Here is a 21,498-nt window from a genome sequence, read left to right on the forward strand (position 1 = left end):
CTGTCAGAGAAACGTCTCAACGGCTTCTCGCATTTTTTTGACGTGCAGCCCGTAGACCACCTGAACGTTGTTACCTTGTTTGATAATGCCTTTCGCGCCGGTCGCTCTGAGTCGCGGCTCGTCGATAATGGCAACATCTTTTACCGTGACGCGCAGACGGGTGTAGCAGTTATCCACGACCTCAATATTGTCCCGACCGCCAAGGCCTGTGACGATGGACTCGCCCAGACCGTCGTTGTTGCCTTTTGCCTGGTACTCTTGCTTGCTGTAGAGACGCGTCTCCTGCTCGTCATCCTCCCGCCCTGGCGTTTTCATGTTCAAGCGCAGGATCAGGAAGCGAAACACCAGGAAGTAGAGCGCGAACATAATCAGCCCGACCACGATGTACATCGGCCAGTTGGATTTCTCCGTCCCAAGCGGCAGGTTGTAGAGAATGAAATCGATAATGCCGTTGGCACCGATGGCGTGTACGCCAAACAGCGAAAAGAGCATCATGCCGATGCCGGTCAGCACCGCGTGAACCACAAACAGCAGCGGTGCGACAAACAGGAAAGAAAACTCAATGGGTTCAGTTACGCCCACCAGCAGGGAGGTGAGCGCCGCCGGGATCAGAATGGCTTTTGCGATGGCCTTACGCTCGGGTCTGGCGGTCATGTACATCGCCAGTGCCGCCGCGGGCAGGCCGAACATTTTGCTGATGCCGCGCGCATCCCATACCACCGTGCTGCTCAGCTGTTTCACGTCCGGGCAGGCCATTTCAGCAAAGTAGATATTACGGGCACCCTGATAGGTTGCCCCGCAGACCTCCTGCGTGCCGCCCAGTTCGGTGTACAGGAAAGGCGTATAGACCAGATGATGCAGCCCGGTCGGCACCAGAATACGTTCCAGAAAACCGTAGATCATCACGCCAAATGGACCCGAACCCTTGATTGCCAGCGCCAGCGCGCTGATGCCGTGCTGAGCGAAAGGCCACAGCTCGCTCATCACCACGCCCAGCAGCATGGAGACCGGGAGCATCACAATGGCGACAAAACAGTGGCCGGAGTAAATCGCCATCGCGCCGTTAAACTGAACGCCGGAGTATTTGTTGTACAGATACCCGGAGAGCGCCCCGGTCAGGATCCCGGCAAACACGCCCATCTCAAGTACCTGCACGCCCAGCACCATGCCTTGCCCGGCGGCTTTCATCTGGTCAGCCGGTGCCAGTTCCCCCTGTAACTGCAGGGTAACGTTCATGGCATTGATAAACACGACAAAGGTGACCAGCCCAATCAGCGCCGCGTAGCCTTTATCGCGCGAGGCCAGGCCAATCGGAATGCCGACCGCAAACACCAGCGCCAGGTTGACCAGCACCGACACGGCGGATTTGGCGATCAGCTGGCCGATACTCTGAATCAGCGGATGGCCGAGAAACGGCAGATACTCCGCCAGATTACCGTTACCGAGCACGTTACCCAGGGCGATAAACAGCCCGACGATCGGTAAGATAAGTACCGGGCCATATAATGATTTTCCGAAATTTTGTAGGGCGTTCACGGCTCGTTTCATGGCTATCTCTCTTATTGAACCGCGCACTTGGCGTGCGTCTCAGGCTTAAAATTAGCAGGCGATCAGCGACTTAATCCAGCTATCTAGTTGTTTTAAAAACAAATGACTTGAAAGGTCACATATTACGTTTGAGCCTGTGATCGCGGTATCAGGCGCCTCCTGCAGCCCTAAATAACTTTGCGAGGCGCTCTCCAGAATCTAAAAATGGACTTCTGGTATTAATGAAACTTGCGGATAATACTTACCCGGAAGACGACCAACAGGCCCTAAAGGCCAGGGACAAAGGATGAAACCGTTTCGCTTAGGCGCGCTCTCACTCGCGCTACTCACCGCGTTCGCGCTTGTCGGCTGTGATAACAGCGACGAAAAACCTCAGGCAGCAGCGCCTGCAGCGACAACGACAGCGGCCCAGAAGGCACCCGAAAAACCAAACGCTGAGACGCTGGCAAAACTGGCGGCAGCGAGTCAGGGGAAACCGCTGACCTTGCTGGATGCCTCCGAAGCCCAGCTCGATGGCGCGGCCACGCTGGTGTTGACCTTCTCCGTTCCGCTCAATCCCGATCAGGATTTCGCCAAAACGGTGCACGTTGTCGATAAGAAAAGCGGCAAAGTGGATGGCGCATGGGAACTTGCGCCCAATCTGAAAGAGCTGCGCCTGCGCCACCTCGAGCCGAATCGTAATTTGGTCGTCACCATTGAACGCTCTCTGCAGGCGCTCAACAAAGCCACATTTGGCACCGACTACGAAAAAGCGCTGACCACCCACGACGTCGAGCCGACGGTCGGTTTTGCCAGCCGTGGCTCGCTGCTGCCGGGTAAAGTGGTCGAAGGGCTGCCGGTGATGGCGCTGAACGTGAACAACGTGGATGTAAATTTCTACCGCGTGAAGCCAGAATCACTGGCCTCGTTTGTCAGCCTGTGGGAATACCGTAATTCCCTCACCAACTGGGAATCTGACAATCTGCTGAAAATGGCGGACCTGGTGTATACCGGGCGTTTCGATCTCAACCCGGCCCGTAACACCCGTGAAAAACTGCTGCTGCCGCTGCGCGATATCAAACCGCTGCAGCAGTCTGGCGTCTACATCGCCGTGATGAACCAGGCGGGCCACTACAACTACAGTAATGCGGCCACGCTTTTCACCTTAAGCGATATCGGCCTGTCCGCTCACCGCTATCATAACCGTCTTGATATTTTCACCCAGAGCCTGGAAAACGGCGCCGCGCAATCTGGCGTAACTGTCACGCTGCTGAACGATAAAGGCCAAACGCTTGCCGAAGCGAACAGCGACGCCGACGGACATGCAAAGCTCGAAACCGACAAAGAGGCGGCGTTGATTCTGGCCAGCAAAGACGGTCAAACCACGCTGCTCGATCTTAAGCTGCCCGCGCTGGACCTGGCGGAGTTTGATATCGCAGGCGCGCCGGGCTACAGCAAGCAATTCTTTATGTTTGGCCCACGCGATCTCTATCGCCCTGGCGAAACGGTGATCCTGAACGGCCTGTTGCGCGACAGCGACGGGAAACCGCTGCCCGCGCAGCCCGTTAAACTCGACGTCCTGCGCCCGGACGGGCAGGTAGCGCGTACCGTCGTCGTTCAACCGGAAAACGGCCTCTATCGCTTTAATTATCCGCTCGACAGCGGGGCGCAGACCGGGATGTGGCACATTCGTGCCAATACGGGCGACAATCAGCAACGCCTGTGGGATTTCCACGTCGAAGATTTTATGCCGGAGCGCATGGCGCTGAATCTGACCGGTCAGAAAACGCCGATCTCCCCGCAGGAGGACGTGAACTTTGACGTGGTCGGCTACTATCTGTATGGCGCACCGGCCAACGGTAACTCCCTGCAAGGCCAACTCTTCCTGCGCCCGCTGCGTGATGCGGTCGCCGCGCTGCCAGGCTTCCAGTTTGGCGATATCACCGAAGAGAACCTGAGCCGCAGCCTGGATGAAGTGCAGCTCACGCTTGATGAACAAGGGCGCGGGCAGGTCACACTGGAGAGCCAGTGGAAAGAGGCCCATTCTCCGCTGCAGCTGATCCTGCAGGCCAGCCTCCTGGAATCGGGCGGTCGTCCGGTGACGCGTCGTGCCGAGCAGGCGATCTGGCCTGCAGCAGCGCTGCCGGGCATTCGTCCGCAGTTCGCCAGCAAGGCGGTATATGATTACCGTACCGACACCACCGTTAATCAGCCGATTGTCGACGAGAACGGCAACGCCAGCTTTGATATTGTTTATGCTGATGCCACCGGCGCGAAAAAGGCGGTTTCCGGGCTTCAGGTACGTCTGGTTCGCGAACGTCGGGATTACTTCTGGAACTGGTCAGAGAGTGACGGCTGGCAGTCTCAGTTTGATCAAAAAGATCTGATTGAGGGTGAGCAGGAGCTGACCCTTAAAGCTGATGAAACCGGCAAAGTCACCTTCCCGGTGGAGTGGGGCTCTTACCGTCTGGAAGTCAAAGCGCCTGACGATAAGGTCAGTAGCGTGCGCTTCTGGGCGGGTTACAGCTGGCAGGATAACAGCGACGGCACGGGTGCCGCACGTCCTGACCGCGTAACGCTGAAGCTTGATAAACCCGCCTATCAGCCGGGCGACACCATTAAGCTGCATATCGCTGCCCCAGCCGCAGGGAAAGGCTACGCCATGATCGAATCCAGCGAAGGTCCGCTGTGGTGGAAAGAGATCGACGTTCCGGCCAATGGTCTGGATCTTAGCATCCCGGTCGATAAAGCCTGGAAACGCCACGATCTCTACCTCAGCACGCTGGTGGTGCGTCCCGGTGATAAATCCAAATCGGCCACGCCGAAACGTGCGGTAGGTTTGCTGCATCTGCCGATGGGCGACGAAAATCGCCGTCTGAACATCGCGCTGGATAATCCGCAAAAAATGCGTCCGAATCAGACGCTTTCCGTGAAGGTTAAAGCCAGCGTGAAAGAGGGCGCTGTACCGCAGAAAGTGAACGTGCTGGTGTCAGCCGTCGACAGCGGCGTGTTGAATATCACCGACTACGTCACGCCGGATCCGTGGGAAGCATTCTTTGGCCAGAAACGCTATGGCGCAGATATTTATGACATCTATGGTCAGGTGATTGAAGGGCAGGGCCGTATGGCCGCGTTGCGCTTTGGTGGCGATGGCGATGAGCTTAAGCGCGGCGGTAAGCCACCGGTAAATCATGTCAACATTATTGCTCAGCAAACACAGCCGGTTGAACTGGATGCCAATGGCGAAGGTACCCTTACGCTGCCGATTGGTGATTTCAACGGGGAGCTGCGTCTGATGGCGCAGGCCTGGACGGAAGAAGACTTTGGCAGCAGCGAAAGCAAAGTGATTGTGGCCGCACCTGTTATTACCGAACTTAATACGCCGCGCTTCCTTGCCAGCGGCGACACCTCGCGGTTGACGCTCGACCTGACTAACCTCACCGACCAGCCGCAAACGCTGAATGTTGCCCTGACGGCTAACGGAAAAATTGCCCTGGAAGGGATGCAGCCGCAGCCGGTTCAGCTTCCTCCGGGAGCACGCACCACGATATTTATCCCGGTACGCGCGCTGGATGGCTACGGTGAGGGGGAAATTGCTGCTCAGGTGACGGGGCTCCAGCTTCCGGGCGAGACGTTTGCGCCGCAGCAGAAGAGCTGGAAAATCGGCGTACGCCCTGCATTCCCTGCTCAGACGGTGAATACCGGCGCTATGCTCAACCCGGGCGAGTCATGGACCGCGCCAGCACAACACATTGATGGTTTTTCTCCGGCGACGCTGCAAGGACAACTGCTGCTGAGTGGTAAGCCGCCGTTGAACCTGGCGCGCTATATCCGTGAACTGCAGGCCTATCCGTACGGCTGTCTCGAACAAACCACCAGCGGCCTGTTCCCGTCGCTCTATACCAATGCAGCGCAGTTAACGGCGCTCGGCATTAAAGGAGATACAGACGACAAACGTCGCGCGGCGATTGATGTTGGCATCTCCCGTCTGCTGCAGATGCAGCGTGACGATGGCGGGTTTGCGCTGTGGGATAAAAACGGTCCGGAAGAGTACTGGCTGACGGCCTATGTCACGGACTTCCTCGTTCGCGCAGGCGAGCAGGGCTACAGCGTGCCTGCCGATGCGGTCAACAATGCCAACAACCGACTGCTGCGCTATCTGCAGGACCCGGGGATGATGTCCATTCGCTACAGCGACGACACGCAGGGGAGCAAGTTTGCGGTGCAAGCCTATGCTGCGCTGGTTCTGGCCCGTCAGCAAAAAGCGCCGCTGGGGGCGCTGCGTGAAATTTGGGATCGCCATTCACAGGCGGCTTCCGGACTACCGCTTATGCAACTCGGAATGGCGCTGAAATTGATGGGCGACGCCCCCCGCAGCCAGCAGGCGCTGGATCTGGCACTTAGAACGCCGCGTAACGACAGAAAAACCTGGATGGCGGATTACGGAAGCCAACTGCGTGACAATGCGTTAATGCTCTCCCTTCTCGAAGAGTACAAGCTGTTGCCGGATGCGCAGAATACGCTTCTGAATACCTTGTCTGAGCAGGCCTTCAGCCAGCGCTGGCTCTCAACGCAGGAGAGCAATGCGCTGTTCCTGGCAGGGCGTTCGCTGCAAACCCTGAGCGGGGCATGGCAGGCGAAAACCTCTCTGTCTGATGCTGCCTCAGGTGCAGACAAAGCGCAGGTACAAAACCTCAACGGTGACCAGCTTGGTTCGCTGCAGGTGACCAATACCGGCACGACGCCTTTGTGGATACGTCTCGACAGCACGGGGTATCCGGAATACATGCCGCAGCCTTCCTCAAACGTTCTGCAGATTGAGCGCCATATTCTGGCGACCGATGGCAGCACTAAATCGCTTTCATCCCTGAAGAGCGGTGAGCTGGTGCTGGTGTGGCTGGAAGTGAAAGCCAGCCAGAACGTCCCGGATGCCCTGGTGGTGGATCTGCTTCCTGCGGGGCTAGAGCTGGAAAACCAGAACCTGGCAAGCAGCAGCGCCAGCCTGCAGGACAGCGGCAGTGAAGTTCAGAACCTGCTTAACCAAATGCAGCAGGCAGATATCCAGCATATGGAATTCCGCGACGATCGCTTCGTCGCAGCGGTACCGGTCAACGAAGGCCAGCCGGTAACGCTGGTTTATCTGGCGCGTGCGGTCACGCCGGGGGTCTATAAAGTGCCGGTCCCGATGGTGGAATCGATGTACGTTCCTCAGTGGCGGGCAACGGGGTCGGCCAGTGGCCCACTGATTGTTGTTCCGTAAGATGCTGATGGCACGTCTGATACGCTCCCGCTGGCTGTGGCTGGCGGGAGCGCTTCTTATTTTATGGGGGCTGATTATCGCCGCTGACCGCCTGTGGCCGTTGCCCTTGAAGGAGGTCAACCCTGCACGGGTTGTGGTGGATGAAAAAGGCACGCCGCTGTGGCGTTTTGCCGACAGCGACGGTATCTGGCGTTATCCGGTTACGCTTGAAGACGTTTCTCCGCTGTACCTCGACGCCCTGATCCAGTATGAAGACCGCTGGTTCTGGGATCATCCTGGCGTGAATCCGTTCTCCGTGCTGCGCGCGGCCTGGCAGGATCTGAGCTCCGGTAAGGTCATTTCTGGCGGCAGCACGCTCACCATGCAGGTGGCTCGTCTTTTAGATCCGCATCCGCGCACTTTTGGCGGCAAAATTCGTCAGCTCTGGCGCGCCATGCAACTGGAGTGGCACCTCTCCAAGCGCGATATTCTCACGCTCTATCTCAATCGCGCCCCGTTTGGCGGCACGCTGCAGGGGATCGGCGCGGCAAGCTGGACGTACCTGGGTAAACCGCCTTCCCAACTGAGCTACTCCGAAGCGGCGCTGCTTGCGGTGTTACCCCAGGCCCCCAGTCGCTTACGACCTGACCGCTGGCCGGAACGCGCGGAAGCAGCCCGCAATAAGGTTCTTGATCGAATGGTGACGCAGGGCGTCTGGTCAGCAAAACAGGTAAAGGAGTCACGCGAGGAGCCGGTCTGGCTGGCACCACGCCAGATGCCGCAGCTGGCACCGCTTTTCTCCCGTATGATGTTGACGAAAAGCCATGAGACGAAAATTGTCACCACCCTGAATGCGTCGTTACAACGGCAGCTTGAGGAGCTGGCGCTGAACTGGAAATCCCGCCTGCCCGCGCGCAGTTCCCTGGCGATGATCGTGGTCGATCACACCAACATGAAGGTTCGCGGTTGGGTCGGTTCGGTGGATATCAATGATGATAGTCGCTTCAGCCATGTGGATATGGTTAACGCCGTACGATCGCCGGGATCGGTTTTAAAGCCCTTTATCTATGGTATGGCGATGGATGAAGGCTTGATTCATCCCGCCTCTCTGCTTCAGGACGTGCCGCGAAAAACGGGTGATTATCGTCCCGGTAATTTTGACAGCGGCTTTCATGGCCCGGTCAGCATGAGCGAGGCGCTGGTGCGTTCGCTCAACCTGCCCGCCGTGCAGGTCCTTGAAGCCTACGGGCCAAAACGCTTCGCCGGCATGCTGAGCAACGCGGGGCTTCCGCTGATCCTACCTGCCGGGGCGCAGCCGAATTTGTCGCTCATTCTGGGCGGGGCGGGGGCGCGTTTGTCCGACATTGCCGCCGCCTACAGCGCCTTCGCCCGTCATGGAAAGGCGGGGAGGCTTCGTTTGCAGCCGCAAGATCCACTCACCGAGCGGCCTTTGCTGTCGCAAGGTTCAGCGTGGATCATTCGACGGATCCTGGCTAATGAAGCGCAGCCTCTGCCGGACGGTGCGCTTCCTCAGGTGGCACCGCTGGCATGGAAAACCGGAACCAGCTATGGCTACCGTGATGCCTGGGCCATCGGAATTAACGCCCGCTACGTGATCGGCATCTGGACCGGTCGCCCGGATGGCACGCCGGTGGCCGGGCAGTTTGGATTTGCCAGCGCCGTCCCGCTGTTAAACCAGGTCAACAATCTGCTTCAGTCTCGTTCCACGATCGATGAGGCCCGTCTGCCGCGCGATCCGCGTCCCGCCAGCGTAGGGCGCGGGACCATTTGCTGGCCAGGGGGGCAATCGCTGCCGGAAGGCAGTGAAAACTGTCGACGCCGCCTTTCAACCTGGCTGCTGGAGGGCAGCGAGCCGCCAACCCTGCTGCTGCCTGAGCAGGAAGGCATTCGCGGGATCCGTTTCCCCATCTGGGTGGATAGTGCCGGAAAACGCGTGGCAGCAGACTGCCCGGAGGCGACAGAGAAAGTACTGGATGTATGGCCGCTGCCGCTCGACCCCTGGCTGCCGCCGTCAGAAAGACGGGCTGCCCGCATCCCGGCTGCGTCTAAAACCTGTCCGCCGTTTGATAACCACAATGTTGCACCGCTCATGCTTTCAGGCGTGCGGGAAGGGGCGGTAATTAAGCGACTGCCGGGGCAGGAAAACATGACGCTTGCTGTGACGACCAGCGGCGGGGAAGGTCAGCGCTGGTGGTTTTTAAACGGTGAGCCTCTGGACGGGCGGAATAATTATCAATCTTTATTATTGAATAAACCCGGTGAATATCAACTGGTCGTAATGGATGAGTCCGGGCAGGTCGTTGCGGTGAATTTTTCCTTGAATCGTTAGTAATATATTAAATCTGTTAAGCGATTTATTATTTTAAAAAATAACGATTCTTATTATCGAAATTTAGTGGTAACCCGAAAGGGTTAACTTGATAATTATCAAATGTGACGGCCTTCAAAACCGCGAGAATGCGCTTTTATTTGAAGGACCGAGCAATGAAAAAAATAGCCAGCCAGGGAGACGGTGTCATTCCTGCCCTGTCTCGACGCCATTTTATCCAGGCCAGTTCGGCGCTGGTTGCCCTGCCGTTTGTCTCAACGTCAGTCAGGGCTGATGCGGCTACCCCTTCTGTGGTGGAAAATACGCCTTCAGAAAAGGTTGTCCAGACATGCAGTACGTTTGACTGCGGCGGAAAATGTGATATTCGTGCGCACGTTAGTGATGGGGTAGTGACGCGTATTTCTACCCGTCCGGATAATGAACTCGATCCTCAGATGCCCGTTATGCGTGCCTGCGTTCGCGGTCGCTCCTATCGTAAATTCGTTTATCATCCTGACCGTCTTAAATATCCAATGAAACGCGTTGGCAAACGCGGAGAAGGAAAATTTGAGCGTATTTCATGGGATGAAGCGACAACGCTGATTGCCAATAATTTAAAAACGATCACCGAAAAATATGGCGTCGCGTCACGCTATGTTCATGTGGGTACGGCGGTTTCCGGCGGAACGTTCTCCGGCGATAAAATGGTACGTCGCCTGCTTAATTTAACCGGCGGCTACCTTGAAAGCTATCATTCGGTCAGCATGGGTAACACGGCGGCGGCCACCCCTTACACCTATGGCACCGCGGCCAGCGGCAGCTCGCTCGACACGCTTCTGGATACCAAACTGGTGATCCTGTGGGGACATAACCCAACGGAAACCATTTTTGGCCATACCAACTACTTCTTCCAGAAGATGAAGCAAAACGGTACCCGCTTTATCGTCGTCGACCCGCGTTATTCTGATACGGTTTCTTCGCTGGCAGACCAGTGGATCCCGCTGCTGCCGACCACCGATAATGCCCTGATGGACGCCATGATGTACGTCATCGTGACGGAAAATCTGCACGATCGCGATTTTATCACCCGCCATACCATTGGCTTTGATGAAGCATCAATGCCGGAAGGCGTGCCGGCAAATGAGTCGCTGGTTGCCTACCTTACCGGTGCAAAAGATGGCGTTGCGAAAACGCCGGAATGGGCAGAAAAAATTACCCATGTTCCCGCACAGACGATCCGCCAGCTGGCGCGTGACTATGCCAATACCAAACCCGCAGCCCTGATCCAGGGGTGGGGCCCGCAGCGTCATAACTGCGGCGAGCGTACTGCGCGCGGTTCGACGCTGCTCGCGACGCTGACCGGTAACGTTGGCGTGAAAGGCGGCTGGGCGGCAGGCTACGGTGGCTGCGGCAATCGTAAATTTGCCGCCGGGCCAGAAATGCCGGATAACCCGGTGAAGGCCAAAATCTCGGTGATGAACTGGGTGCAGGCCGCAGACGACGCCACAAAGGTGACGCCTGAAGATGGCCTGAAAGATGCTGACAAACTCGACAGCAATATCCGTATTCTGTTTTCGCTGGCCGGGAACTATCTTGCCAACCAGAACCCGGATCTTCATCAGGCGACCCGCGTGCTGGAAGATGAGTCCAAAATTCAGTTCATCGTGGCAAGCGATCTGTATATGACGCCGAGCGCCCGGTATGCGGATCTGCTGCTGCCGGAAACCAGCTTCATGGAACGCTGGAACATCGGCGAAACCTGGGGTACGGCAAGCTATCTTATCCTGTCAGAAAAACTGATCGAGCCGGAATTTGAACGCCGTTCAGACTATGACTGGCTGCGTGAGGTTGCGGCGAAGCTGGGGATTGAACATGAATTCAGCCAGGGGCGCGACGAAAAAGCCTGGATTGAGCATATCTGGGAACAGACGCGCCTGGCGATGCCGGATGAAAACCTGCCTGATTTCGCGACGCTGCAAAAAACGCGTCAGCACCTGTTTAAAAGCGCGCCGTTTGTCGCCTTTGAAGACAACATTCGCGATCCGGACAATCATCCATTCCCGACCCCGTCCGGGAAAATTGAGATCTTCTCGAAGCGCCTGTACGACATGAATCATCCGGAAATCCCGGCGCTGTCGCACTACGTGCCTGCGCATGAAGGCCCGGAAGACGCGCTGGCGAAAAGCTTCCCGCTGCAGTTGATTACCTGGAAAGGTAAAAATCGCGCCAACTCTACCCAGTACGCTAACCCGTGGCTGATTGAAGTGCAGCAGCAGAAACTGTGGATCAACCCGCAGGATGCGCAGCGTCGCGGCATTTCGCAGGGCGATACGGTACGCATTCATAACCAGCGTGGGATCTGCGAAGTTCCGGCGGAGGTTACGCCACGCATTATCCCTGGCGTAGTGGCCATGCAGGCCGGTGCCTGGTGGCAGCCGGACGAGCAGGGCGTCGATAAAGGCGGCTGCGCGAACGTGTTGAGCTCTGCACGTATTACTGCGCTCGCGAAAGGGAATTCACATCAAACCATGCTGGTGGAGGTAGCAAAAGCATGAGTAAGTTTAAACACTATGCGCCGGTGAGCGATAAACAGCTGGGTTTCTTTATTGATTCTTCCCGCTGCTCGGGCTGTAAGGCTTGTCAGGTAGCGTGTAAAGATAAAAACAACCTTGAGGTTGGGCGTCGTTTTCGCCGGGTATATGAAGTGAACGGCGGGAACTTTATTCCTACCGGACAGGGGGGCGTGAGCAACAACGTCTTTGCCTATACGCTCTCGATCTCCTGCAACCACTGTGCAGACCCAATCTGCACCAAAAACTGTCCGACAACCGCCATGCACAAGCGTCCGGGTGACGGCATTGTGCGCGTCGATACGGATAAGTGCGTAGGGTGCGGCTACTGTGCGTGGTCCTGCCCTTACGGCGCGCCGCAGCTTAACGAACAGACCGGGCAGATGTCGAAATGCGATTTCTGTGTGGATCTGCAGGCGAAAGGCGAGCAGCCGGTCTGCGTAGCAACCTGTCCGCTGGAAGCGATCAAGTTTGGTCCGATTGACGAACTGCGCGCCAAATATGGCTCAGTATGTGACGTCAAAGGGCTGCCTGATTCATCCATCACCCATCCTAATCTGGTAGTGAAAGCGCACCAGGGCGCAGAGAAAGAGGGTAAACGTCATGCATGAGTTACCGCTGCTGATTTTTACGCTGTTCCTGCAAGGTTCAGTAGGCGTCACGCTGTGGTTGGGTCTGGGACGCCAGCAGGTTATGGGCGCGCGCGCCTGTGACCGTAGCGTTGCCATCGCCGCTGCCGGTGCGTTCGTGCTGGCGAGCCTGGGCCTGCTGGCCTCAGCGCTCCACATGGGTTATCCACTGAATGCGCTGAACGCGCTGCGCCACGTAGCCAGCTCCTGGCTTAGCCGTGAGATTGTCTTTGCCAGCCTGTATCTGGCGGCACTCGGTTTTGCGGTGCTGCTGATGTTCTTCAGTAAGCCTGGCGGTAAAGCACTGCTGGCGCTGGCGGGCCTCATTGGGCTGGTGGACGTGTTCTGTATGGCACAGATTTACATCCACGCCTCGGTGGTGACCTGGCAGCATATCAATACGCTGTTCTTGTTTATGGGCTCAGTCGGGATTGTTGGTTCGGCCTGTGTAGCGCTGGGGGCACAAACCCGAAATGCGCTGCGTACGGCGGCAATCGTCGTGACCCTGCTGGTGCTGGCTCGCCTGATCATGCAACCCGTGTGGCTCTCGGACATCATGGCGGTGGATAACACCGTGGTGACCTTCCCGCACACGCCGCTGCAGATGTTTGAGCAACTGCGCAATGTCTATCTGCTGGGCTGGTGCGTATCGGTTGCGGGGATGCTTTGCTTTGCGGCAGGCGGCCTCAAACAGACGCGAAGCCTCCTGCTGGCGGGAAGCGCGCTGCTGATCCTGGGTGAGATTGTGCTGCGTTTCGTCTTCTTTAGTATTGGCTGATGAAGATTACGTTTGCTACGGCGATGGACGTGACGCAAGCCTGCGTCCGTCGCCGATTTCGGCACGCATCCTGCCACGCCTGCGCGGACGTCTGTCCGGCGCAGGCGTTTTCCGTGACGGACGGGCAGTTTACCATCGACCCTTCACGCTGCATTGAATGCGGCGATTGCCTCTTCGTTTGCCCCACAGACGCCATCTCCGGTGTCGTTCCTCAGCGGCGTTTCATTTATAGCGATACGCTTACCGGCCCGTTCGCCGTTCACCCCCCGACGGTCAATGAGCTGTTGCTCTGGCACGCTCAGTACGGCATACGCTTTATTAGCATTGATGCGGAATCTTCTTCCGCCTGGATGGTGGCGCTTGCCCGCCTGAACCTGGCGCTTCGACGCCTGGGTGAGCCAGCCTGGTCCTTCAAAGCGGTTCCAGCGAGCGACATTAGCCTGTCGCGACGCGCGCTGATCCACGCTCCCCGAGAAGACGTGAAGGCCTGTACCGTGCAGCCGGGCAAACGTCAGCAGCGGCAGGCATTCCCCCGTTTCAGCGAATTCGACGTGATTCCCGACACGGAAAAATGCATTCTGTGCGGTGCCTGCTGGCGAAGCTGTCCCGAAAAAGCCATACGGTTTGAGGATAATGCGCTGGTGATGGAGAACGCGCGCTGTACCGGATGCGGCGGGTGTGAAGCGGTTTGTCCTTCTCATGCCATAAAGGTGATGCCCGCAGAAGGGGAGGCGCAGCAGCATACGTGGGAGGCGCAGGCCGCTACCTGTACGTCATGCAGCCGTCCGTTCTGGCGATTTAACGCCGATGAAAAGCAGTGCTATCTCTGTGCGGGGCAGACGCAGAGCATGAGAAACTTGACCTGTTGCTAATCTTCGTCTCATTTTAAAAAAATGTTACCTGAATCCATAGGCAATCGCGCTATTGCTCATTATAATCCGCGCCACACCATACTCAGGTATGCAAAACAACAGAACATTTGACAGAGGTTATCATGGCTATTGAACGTACTTTTTCCATCATCAAGCCAAACGCGGTGGCAAAAAACGTTATTGGCAGCATCTTCTCTCGCTTTGAATCAGCAGGGTTTAAGATCGTTGGCACCAAAATGCTGCACCTGACCGTTGAACAGGCTCGCGGTTTCTACGCTGAGCACGAAGGTCGTCCATTCTTCGATGGCCTGGTCGAGTTCATGACCTCCGGCCCGATCGTGGTTTCCGTGCTGGAAGGTGAAAACGCCGTACAGCGTCACCGTGACCTGCTGGGTGCGACCAACCCGGAAAACGCGCTGGCAGGCACCCTGCGTGCAGATTACGCGGACAGCTTCACCGAAAACGGCACCCACGGTTCCGACTCCGTTGAATCTGCTGCGCGCGAAATCGCGTTCTTCTTCGCAGAAGGCGAAGTGTGCGCTCGCACTCGCTAATAATTTCGTAAATGCCGCGTGCAAACGTGGCATCCCTGCGCCAGACTTTGTACAATGCAACGCCCCGGATGAGCACACTGCCTGCCGGGGCGTTTCTTTTCAACCCTCCATGGGCCATAACGTGTAACAACGAGGCCGGATAAAATTATGTCTGAATTAGTGAACACCTCCGAAGTCGCCATTCCTGCGGTTCCAAATAAAAATGGAAAAATCAACCTGTTGGACCTGAACCGTCAGCAGATGCGCGAGTTCTTTAAAGAGATGGGCGAGAAGCCGTTTCGTGCCGACCAGGTCATGAAATGGATGTACCACTATTGCAGCGACAATTTTGATGACATGACTGACATCAATAAAGTCCTGCGTAATAAGCTCAAAGAAGTGGCCGAAATCCGTGCGCCTGAAGTGGTTGAAGAGCAACGCTCTTCAGACGGCACGATCAAATGGGCGATTGCCGTAGGCGATCAGCGCGTTGAAACGGTCTATATCCCGGAAGACGATCGCGCCACGCTGTGCGTCTCCTCACAGGTTGGCTGTGCGCTGGAGTGTAAATTCTGCTCTACGGCTCAGCAGGGCTTCAACCGTAACCTGCGCGTATCTGAAATTATCGGTCAGGTATGGCGTGCGGCGAAAATCGTTGGTGCGGCAAAAGTGACCGGTACCCGTCCTATCACCAACGTGGTGATGATGGGGATGGGCGAGCCGCTGCTGAACCTGACCAACGTGGTTCCGGCGATGGAAATCATGCTCGACGATTTCGGTTTTGGCCTCTCCAAGCGTCGCGTTACGCTCTCCACTTCTGGTGTAGTGCCTGCCCTGGATAAACTGGGCGACATGATTGACGTTGCGCTGGCGATCTCGCTGCATGCGCCGAACGATGCGATTCGTGACGAAATTGTACCTATCAACAAAAAGTATAATATCGAGACCTTCCTGGCCGGCGTGCGTCGTTACCTGGAGAAATCCAATGCCAACCAGGGCCGCGTGACCATTGAGTACGTGATGCTGGATCATGTGAATGACGGCACCGAGCATGCACACGAACTGGCTGAGCTGCTCAAAGATACGCCGTGCAAGATCAACCTGATCCCGTGGAACCCGTTCCCGGGCGCGCCGTATGGCCGCAGCTCCAACAGCCGCATCGATCGCTTCTCGAAAGTGCTCATGGAGTACGGTTTTACCACTATCGTGCGTAAAACCCGTGGCGATGACATCGATGCCGCATGCGGGCAGCTGGCGGGTGACGTCATTGACCGTACCAAACGTACCCTGCGTAAACGCATGCAGGGCGAGACGATTGCGGTCAAAGCTGTTTGATTATTATGCATTCACGGCGCACTATCTGCGCCGTGAGGCGTAATCTCATTGAATAATCAGTCAGATTCGTGACGTTTTATCAATAATTACGGTGCGTTTCATATGACTTTCGGGCAGTATGTAACGACGTAACAACAGTTTAGCTTCATGGGCAGGGCGGCACTGTCATCTCAAGGTTGACAGTCTTATACTGTCTGTTCAAGGTTAACTGACCAGAAGTTTCGCGGTGCGGGTAGCATTGTGACTCACCGGCACCTGAACCCTTTTTTTCACGTACCAGTAGTTGTAGCGAATGAATACTGAAGCCACTCACGACCAACATGAAGCACTCTCCACTGGCGTTCGTCTTCGCAACGCCCGTGAACAACTCGGACTTAGCCAACAGGCCGTTGCAGAACGCTTATGCCTGAAGGTTTCCACGGTTCGCGATATTGAAGAAGATAAGGCGCCTGCCGATCTGGCTTCAACATTTCTGCGTGGTTATATCCGCTCTTATGCAAAACTGGTGCATATCCCCGAAGAAGAATTACTGCCCATGATGGAGAAGCAGGCACCGGTACGTGCAGCGAAAGTTGCGCCGATGCAGACGTTCTCTCTGGGTAAGCGTCGTAAGAAACGCGATGGCTGGCTGATGAGCTTCACCTGGCTGGTGCTGTTCGTGGTGGTCGGTCTGACGGGCGCATGGTGGTGGCAAAACCACAAAGCGCAGCAGGAAGAGATCACGACGATGGCCGATCAGTCTTCGGCCGAGCTTAATCAGTCCGGTAATGATAATGCGCAAAGCGTGCCGTTGAACACGGGCGCTGAAACCCCTTCAACCGATCCTCAGACCGCAGCGACAGACGCGCCAGCAACCGATTCTGCACAGACCCCGGCTGCCACGGCTAACACCGCTCCGGCAACTCAGGATCCGAATGCGGTTGTTGCGCCTTCGCAGGCCAATGTCGATACGGCAACGACTACCCCGGCCGCGACCCAGCCAACAGAAACAAACGCTGCACCGTTACCAACGGACCAGGCGGGTGTCGCGACACCTGCGGCCGATCCTAATGCGCTGGTGATGAACTTTACGGCAGATTGCTGGTTAGAAGTCACTGACGCAACAGGAAAAAAACTGTTTAGCGGCCTGCAGCGTAAAGATGGCACGTTAAACCTAACCGGCCAGGCACCGTATAAACTTAAAATCGGCGCTCCGGCAGCGGTACAGATCCAGTATCAAGGAAAACCTGTTGATCTGAGCCGCTTTATCAGAACTAACCAGGTTGCACGTCTTACCGTTAATGCCGAACAATCAGCAGCACAGTAACAGACGGGCAACGCGGGAGATTTTTCATGCATAACCAGGCTCCGATTCAACGTAGAAAATCAAAACGGATTTACGTTGGGAATGTGCCAGTCGGCGACGGCGCACCTATTGCCGTCCAGTCGATGACCAACACGCGCACCACGGATGTGGACGCGACGGTCAATCAAATTAAAGCGTTAGAACGCGTAGGCGCGGACATTGTTCGCGTCTCCGTGCCAACGATGGACGCCGCCGAGGCGTTCAAACTGATCAAGCAGCAGGTCAGCGTTCCGCTGGTGGCAGACATCCACTTCGATTACCGCATTGCGCTCAAAGTTGCCGAATATGGCGTAGATTGCCTGCGTATCAACCCGGGTAATATCGGTAGCGAAGAGCGTATTCGCATGGTTGTCGACTGCGCTCGCGATAAAAATATCCCTATCCGTATCGGCGTGAACGCCGGTTCTCTGGAAAAAGATCTCCAGGAAAAATACGGTGAACCTACGCCGCAGGCGCTGCTCGAATCAGCCATGCGCCACGTCGATCACCTGGATCGTCTTAATTTCGATCAGTTTAAAGTCAGCGTTAAAGCATCTGATGTGTTCCTCGCGGTAGAGTCGTATCGCCTGCTGGCTAAACAGATCGATCAGCCTCTGCACCTTGGCATCACCGAAGCCGGCGGCCTGCGTAGCGGCTCCGTTAAATCGGCGATCGGCCTGGGGCTGCTGCTGTCAGAAGGGATCGGCGATACCCTGCGCGTCTCTCTGGCGGCCGATCCGGTGGAAGAGATCAAAGTCGGCTTCGATATTCTGAAATCACTGCGTATTCGCTCTCGAGGCATCAACTTTATCGCCTGCCCAACCTGTTCACGCCAGGAATTTGACGTGATCGGTACGGTGAATGCCCTTGAGCAGCGTCTGGAAGATATCATCACCCCGATGGACGTCTCTATTATCGGCTGCGTGGTGAACGGTCCGGGCGAAGCGCTGGTCTCCACGCTGGGCGTGACCGGCGGTAACAAGAAAAGTGGTCTCTATGAAGATGGCGTTCGTAAAGATCGTCTGGATAATAGCGACATGATCGATCAGCTTGAAGCCCGTATTCGTGCCAAAGCCACAATGCTGGATGAAGCGCAGCGCATTAGCGTTCAACAGGTCGAAAAATAACGTGTTGGGAAGCCGCTGGCTTCCCATGTATGATTGAACCCATTCTTTGGGTTCTTTTTTGTATATAGAAAGAGAATAAACGTGGCAAAAAACATTCAAGCCATCCGCGGCATGAACGATTATCTGCCTGGCGAAACCGCCATCTGGCAGCGCATTGAAGGCACACTTAAGCAGGTGCTCGGCAGCTACGGTTACAGCGAAATCCGTTTGCCGATTGTAGAGCAGACCCCGTTATTCAAACGCGCAATCGGTGAAGTGACCGATGTGGTTGAAAAAGAGATGTACACCTTTGAGGACCGCAACGGCGATAGCCTGACGCTGCGTCCAGAAGGGACGGCGGGCTGCGTACGCGCCGGCATCGAACATGGTCTCCTGTACAATCAGGAGCAGCGCCTGTGGTATATCGGCCCGATGTTCCGCCACGAACGTCCTCAGAAAGGTCGTTATCGCCAGTTTAATCAGCTGGGTGTGGAAGTCTTTGGCCTGCAGGGGCCGGACATTGATGCTGAGCTTATCATGCTCACTGCCCGCTGGTGGCGCGCGCTGGGCATCGCTGAACACGTCTCTCTGGAACTGAACTCGATTGGTTCTCTTGAAGCGCGTGCGAACTACCGCGATGCGCTGGTGGCGTTCCTGGAACAGCACAAAGATAAGCTGGACGAAGATTGCCAGCGCCGTATGTACAGCAACCCGCTGCGCGTACTGGACTCCAAAAACCCGGATGTGCAGGCCTTGCTGAACGATGCGCCTGCTCTGGGTGATTATCTCGACGCAGAGTCTCGCGAGCACTTCGACGGGCTGTGTAAGCTGCTCGAAGCGGCTGGCATTGCTTATACCGTTAACCAGCGCCTGGTGCGCGGTCTGGACTACTATAACCGTACCGTGTTTGAGTGGGTCACCACCAGCCTCGGTTCCCAGGGCACCGTATGTGCTGGCGGTCGTTATGACGGTCTGGTTGAGCAGCTCGGTGGTCGTGCCGCCCCTGCCGTGGGCTTTGCAATGGGCCTTGAGCGACTTGTTTTGCTGGTTCAGGCAGTTAATCCGGAATTTAAAGCAGATTCCGTTGTCGATATATACCTGGTGGCTTCAGGTGCGGATACGCAGTCTGCGGCAATGCAGCTTGCCGAACGCGTGCGCGATGCGCTGCCGGACGTTAAGCTGATGACCAACCACGGCGGCGGCAACTTTAAAAAACAGTTTGCGCGTGCTGATAAGTGGGGCGCAAGTATCGCACTGGTGCTGGGTGAGTCCGAAGTGGCTAACGGCGACGTTGTGGTTAAAGACCTGCGCTCTGGTGAACAGACAACGGTAACGCAGGACGGCGTTGCGGCGCACTTGCGCACTTTATTGGGCTAAGGAGAAGGACTGCGTGGAAATTTACGAGAACGAAAACGACCAGGTCGATGCGGTTAAGCGCTTCTTTGCTGAAAACGGCAAAGCGCTGGTTGTTGGGGTGATTTTAGGTGTGGGTGCACTGATGGGCTGGCGTTACTGGAACAGCCATCAGGCCGATTCGGCTCGCGGTGCGTCCCTGGCTTATGAGAATACCGTCAGTGACATTCGTGCCGATCAGCCTCAAACGCTGGCGGCTGCTGAGAAGTTTGTCGCCGACAATAAAAACACCTACGGTGCGCTGGCCGCACTGGAAGTGGCGCAGCAGTACGTTGATAAAAACGAACTGGATAAAGCGGCTGCCCAGCTGTCGCAGAGTCTTGCGGCTGCCAGCGATGAAAACCTGAAAGCGGTCATTAACCTGCGTCTGGCACGTATCCAGGTTCAGCAGAAGAAAGCCGATGACGCGCTGAAAACCCTCGACACCATCAAAGGCGAAGGCTTTGCGGCCATCGTGGCTGACCTGCGCGGTGAAGCACTGCTGAGCAAAGGTGATAAAGAGGGCGCGCGTAAAGCGTGGCAAGCCGGCGTAGAGAGTAAAGCTTCACCTGCGCTGAGCGAAATGATGCAGATGAAAATAAATAATTTGTCCGTCTGAGAGGGACCCGATGCAATTGCGTAAATTACTTCTGCCAGGACTGCTTTCCGTTACGTTATTGAGTGGCTGTTCACTGTTCAGTGGCGAAGAAGATGTTGTCAAAATGTCCCCACTGCCGACGGTTGAAAACCAGTTTACCCCGTCTACCGCATGGAGCACCTCCGTCGGGAACGGAATTGGTGATTTCTATTCCAACCTGCATCCAGCCTTCGCTGACAGCGTTGTCTATGCGGCTGACCGCAAAGGCACCGTCAAAGCGCTTAACGCCAACGACGGAAAAGAGGTCTGGTCCGTTAATCTGGCGGAAAAAGACGGCTGGTTCTCGCGTAAACCTGCACTACTCTCTGGCGGCCTGACCGTTGCCGGTGGTCATGTGTATGTCGGTAGCGAAAAAGCGCAGGTCTATGCGCTGAACGCCAGCGATGGCTCTATTGCATGGCAGACGACGGTTGCCGGTGAATCACTGTCTCGTCCGGTGGTTAGCGACGGCATGGTGTTGATTCATACCAGCAACGGCCAGCTGCAGGCGCTGAACGAAGCTGACGGTCTGGTGAAATGGACCGTTAACCTTGATATGCCTGCGCTCTCTCTGCGCGGTGAATCGGCTCCGGCCACCGCCTTTGGCGCTGCTATTGTTGGCGGTGACAACGGACGCGTGAGCGCTGTGCTGATGCAGGAAGGCCAGATGATTTGGCAGCAGCGTATCTCTCAGGCCACCGGTTCGACTGAAATCGACCGTCTGAGCGACGTTGATACGACTCCGGTCATCGTTGACGGCGTCGTTTACGCGCTGGCCTACAACGGTAACCTGACCGCGCTTGATCTGCGCAGCGGCCAGATCATGTGGAAACGCGAACTGGGTTCCGTGAACGATTTCATCGTAGACGGCAACCGTATCTACATGGTTGACCAGAACGATCGTCTGCTGGCGCTGAGCACCGAAGGTGGCGTGACCCTGTGGACGCAGAGCGATCTGCTGCACCGTCTGTTAACCGCACCGGCACTGTATAACGGTAGCCTGGTCGTGGGTGACAGCGAAGGTTACCTGCACTGGATTGACCCGGAAAACGGTCGCTTCACCGCACAGCAAAAAGTGGATAGCTCCGGCTTCCTGACTGAGCCGGTTGTCGCTGATGGTAAACTGCTGATTCAGGCAAAAGACGGCACGCTGTACGCGATCACGCGTTAATTACACAGCGGTTGTAGTATACTAAGCGGCTCCTGTTAACTCAGGGGCCGTTTTGA

Annotated in this window: 14 protein-coding genes; 13 read left to right on the forward strand and 1 reads right to left on the reverse strand. The window is 56.4% G+C overall.

Features of this window, described 5'->3' with window-relative positions; genetic code table 11:
* Positions 1–3 precede the first annotated feature (3 nt).
* Entirely contained in the window at positions 4–1,548 is a 1,545-nt protein-coding gene (locus tag ACWKX3_RS00300; protein WP_454541101.1) for a PTS transporter subunit EIIC, read from the reverse strand.
* 286 nt (positions 1,549–1,834) lie between these two features.
* On the opposite strand from ACWKX3_RS00300, the gene ACWKX3_RS00305 reads away from it, so the two are divergent.
* The 13 genes from ACWKX3_RS00305 (at position 1,835) to bamB (ending at position 21,442) form a co-directional block, all read left to right on the forward strand.
* Positions 1,835–6,787 (forward strand): alpha-2-macroglobulin family protein, encoded by a 4,953-nt coding sequence (locus ACWKX3_RS00305; RefSeq protein WP_454541102.1) that lies wholly within the window; start codon positions 1,835–1,837, stop codon positions 6,785–6,787.
* 1 nt (position 6,788) lies between these two features.
* Positions 6,789–9,116, forward strand: a complete 2,328-nt coding sequence (gene pbpC, locus ACWKX3_RS00310; protein ID WP_454541103.1) for a peptidoglycan glycosyltransferase PbpC — start codon at positions 6,789–6,791, stop codon at positions 9,114–9,116.
* A 155-nt stretch (positions 9,117–9,271) separates the two neighbouring features.
* Entirely contained in the window at positions 9,272–11,650 is a 2,379-nt protein-coding gene (locus ACWKX3_RS00315) for a DMSO/selenate family reductase complex A subunit (RefSeq protein ID WP_454541104.1), read from the forward strand.
* Positions 11,647–12,276, forward strand: coding sequence for a DMSO/selenate family reductase complex B subunit (locus ACWKX3_RS00320; RefSeq protein WP_006176673.1), 630 nt, complete (start codon positions 11,647–11,649; stop codon positions 12,274–12,276). Before ACWKX3_RS00315 ends, ACWKX3_RS00320 begins: the two co-directional genes overlap by 4 nt.
* A complete protein-coding gene (locus tag ACWKX3_RS00325) occupies positions 12,269–13,072 on the forward strand; it encodes a dimethyl sulfoxide reductase anchor subunit family protein (protein WP_101737166.1) in 804 nt (267 codons plus the stop codon). The genes ACWKX3_RS00320 and ACWKX3_RS00325 overlap by 8 nt, the downstream gene beginning before the upstream one ends.
* A complete protein-coding gene (locus ACWKX3_RS00330) occupies positions 13,069–13,944 on the forward strand; it encodes a 4Fe-4S dicluster domain-containing protein (protein ID WP_454541673.1) in 876 nt (291 codons plus the stop codon). The genes ACWKX3_RS00325 and ACWKX3_RS00330 overlap by 4 nt, the downstream gene beginning before the upstream one ends.
* A gap of 122 nt (positions 13,945–14,066) precedes the next feature.
* Positions 14,067–14,498 (forward strand): nucleoside-diphosphate kinase, encoded by a 432-nt coding sequence (gene ndk, locus ACWKX3_RS00335; RefSeq protein ID WP_006176670.1) that lies wholly within the window; start codon positions 14,067–14,069, stop codon positions 14,496–14,498.
* A 147-nt stretch (positions 14,499–14,645) separates the two neighbouring features.
* Positions 14,646–15,812 (forward strand): bifunctional tRNA (adenosine(37)-C2)-methyltransferase TrmG/ribosomal RNA large subunit methyltransferase RlmN, encoded by a 1,167-nt coding sequence (locus tag ACWKX3_RS00340; RefSeq protein WP_006176669.1) that lies wholly within the window; start codon positions 14,646–14,648, stop codon positions 15,810–15,812.
* 292 nt (positions 15,813–16,104) lie between these two features.
* The gene (gene rodZ, locus ACWKX3_RS00345; RefSeq protein WP_088207950.1) at positions 16,105–17,118 is read left to right on the forward strand and encodes a cytoskeleton protein RodZ; all 1,014 of its coding nucleotides are present in this window, start codon (positions 16,105–16,107) and stop codon (positions 17,116–17,118) included.
* A 26-nt stretch (positions 17,119–17,144) separates the two neighbouring features.
* Entirely contained in the window at positions 17,145–18,263 is a 1,119-nt protein-coding gene (ispG, locus tag ACWKX3_RS00350; protein WP_454541105.1) for a flavodoxin-dependent (E)-4-hydroxy-3-methylbut-2-enyl-diphosphate synthase, read from the forward strand.
* A gap of 81 nt (positions 18,264–18,344) precedes the next feature.
* Positions 18,345–19,619 carry a histidine--tRNA ligase gene (gene hisS, locus ACWKX3_RS00355; RefSeq protein WP_042320417.1) on the forward strand — a complete coding sequence of 425 codons (1,275 nt, stop codon included), beginning with the start codon at positions 18,345–18,347 and terminating at the stop codon, positions 19,617–19,619.
* A 13-nt stretch (positions 19,620–19,632) separates the two neighbouring features.
* Complete coding sequence (locus tag ACWKX3_RS00360; protein ID WP_006176665.1) at positions 19,633–20,253, forward strand: YfgM family protein; 621 nt, start codon at positions 19,633–19,635, stop codon at positions 20,251–20,253.
* 10 nt (positions 20,254–20,263) lie between these two features.
* On the forward strand, positions 20,264–21,442 hold the full coding sequence (bamB, locus tag ACWKX3_RS00365; protein ID WP_454541106.1) for an outer membrane protein assembly factor BamB: 1,179 nt from the start codon (positions 20,264–20,266) through the stop codon (positions 21,440–21,442).
* Positions 21,443–21,498 lie beyond the last annotated feature (56 nt).

Source organism: Enterobacter sp. UPMP2052 (assembly GCF_053709675.1).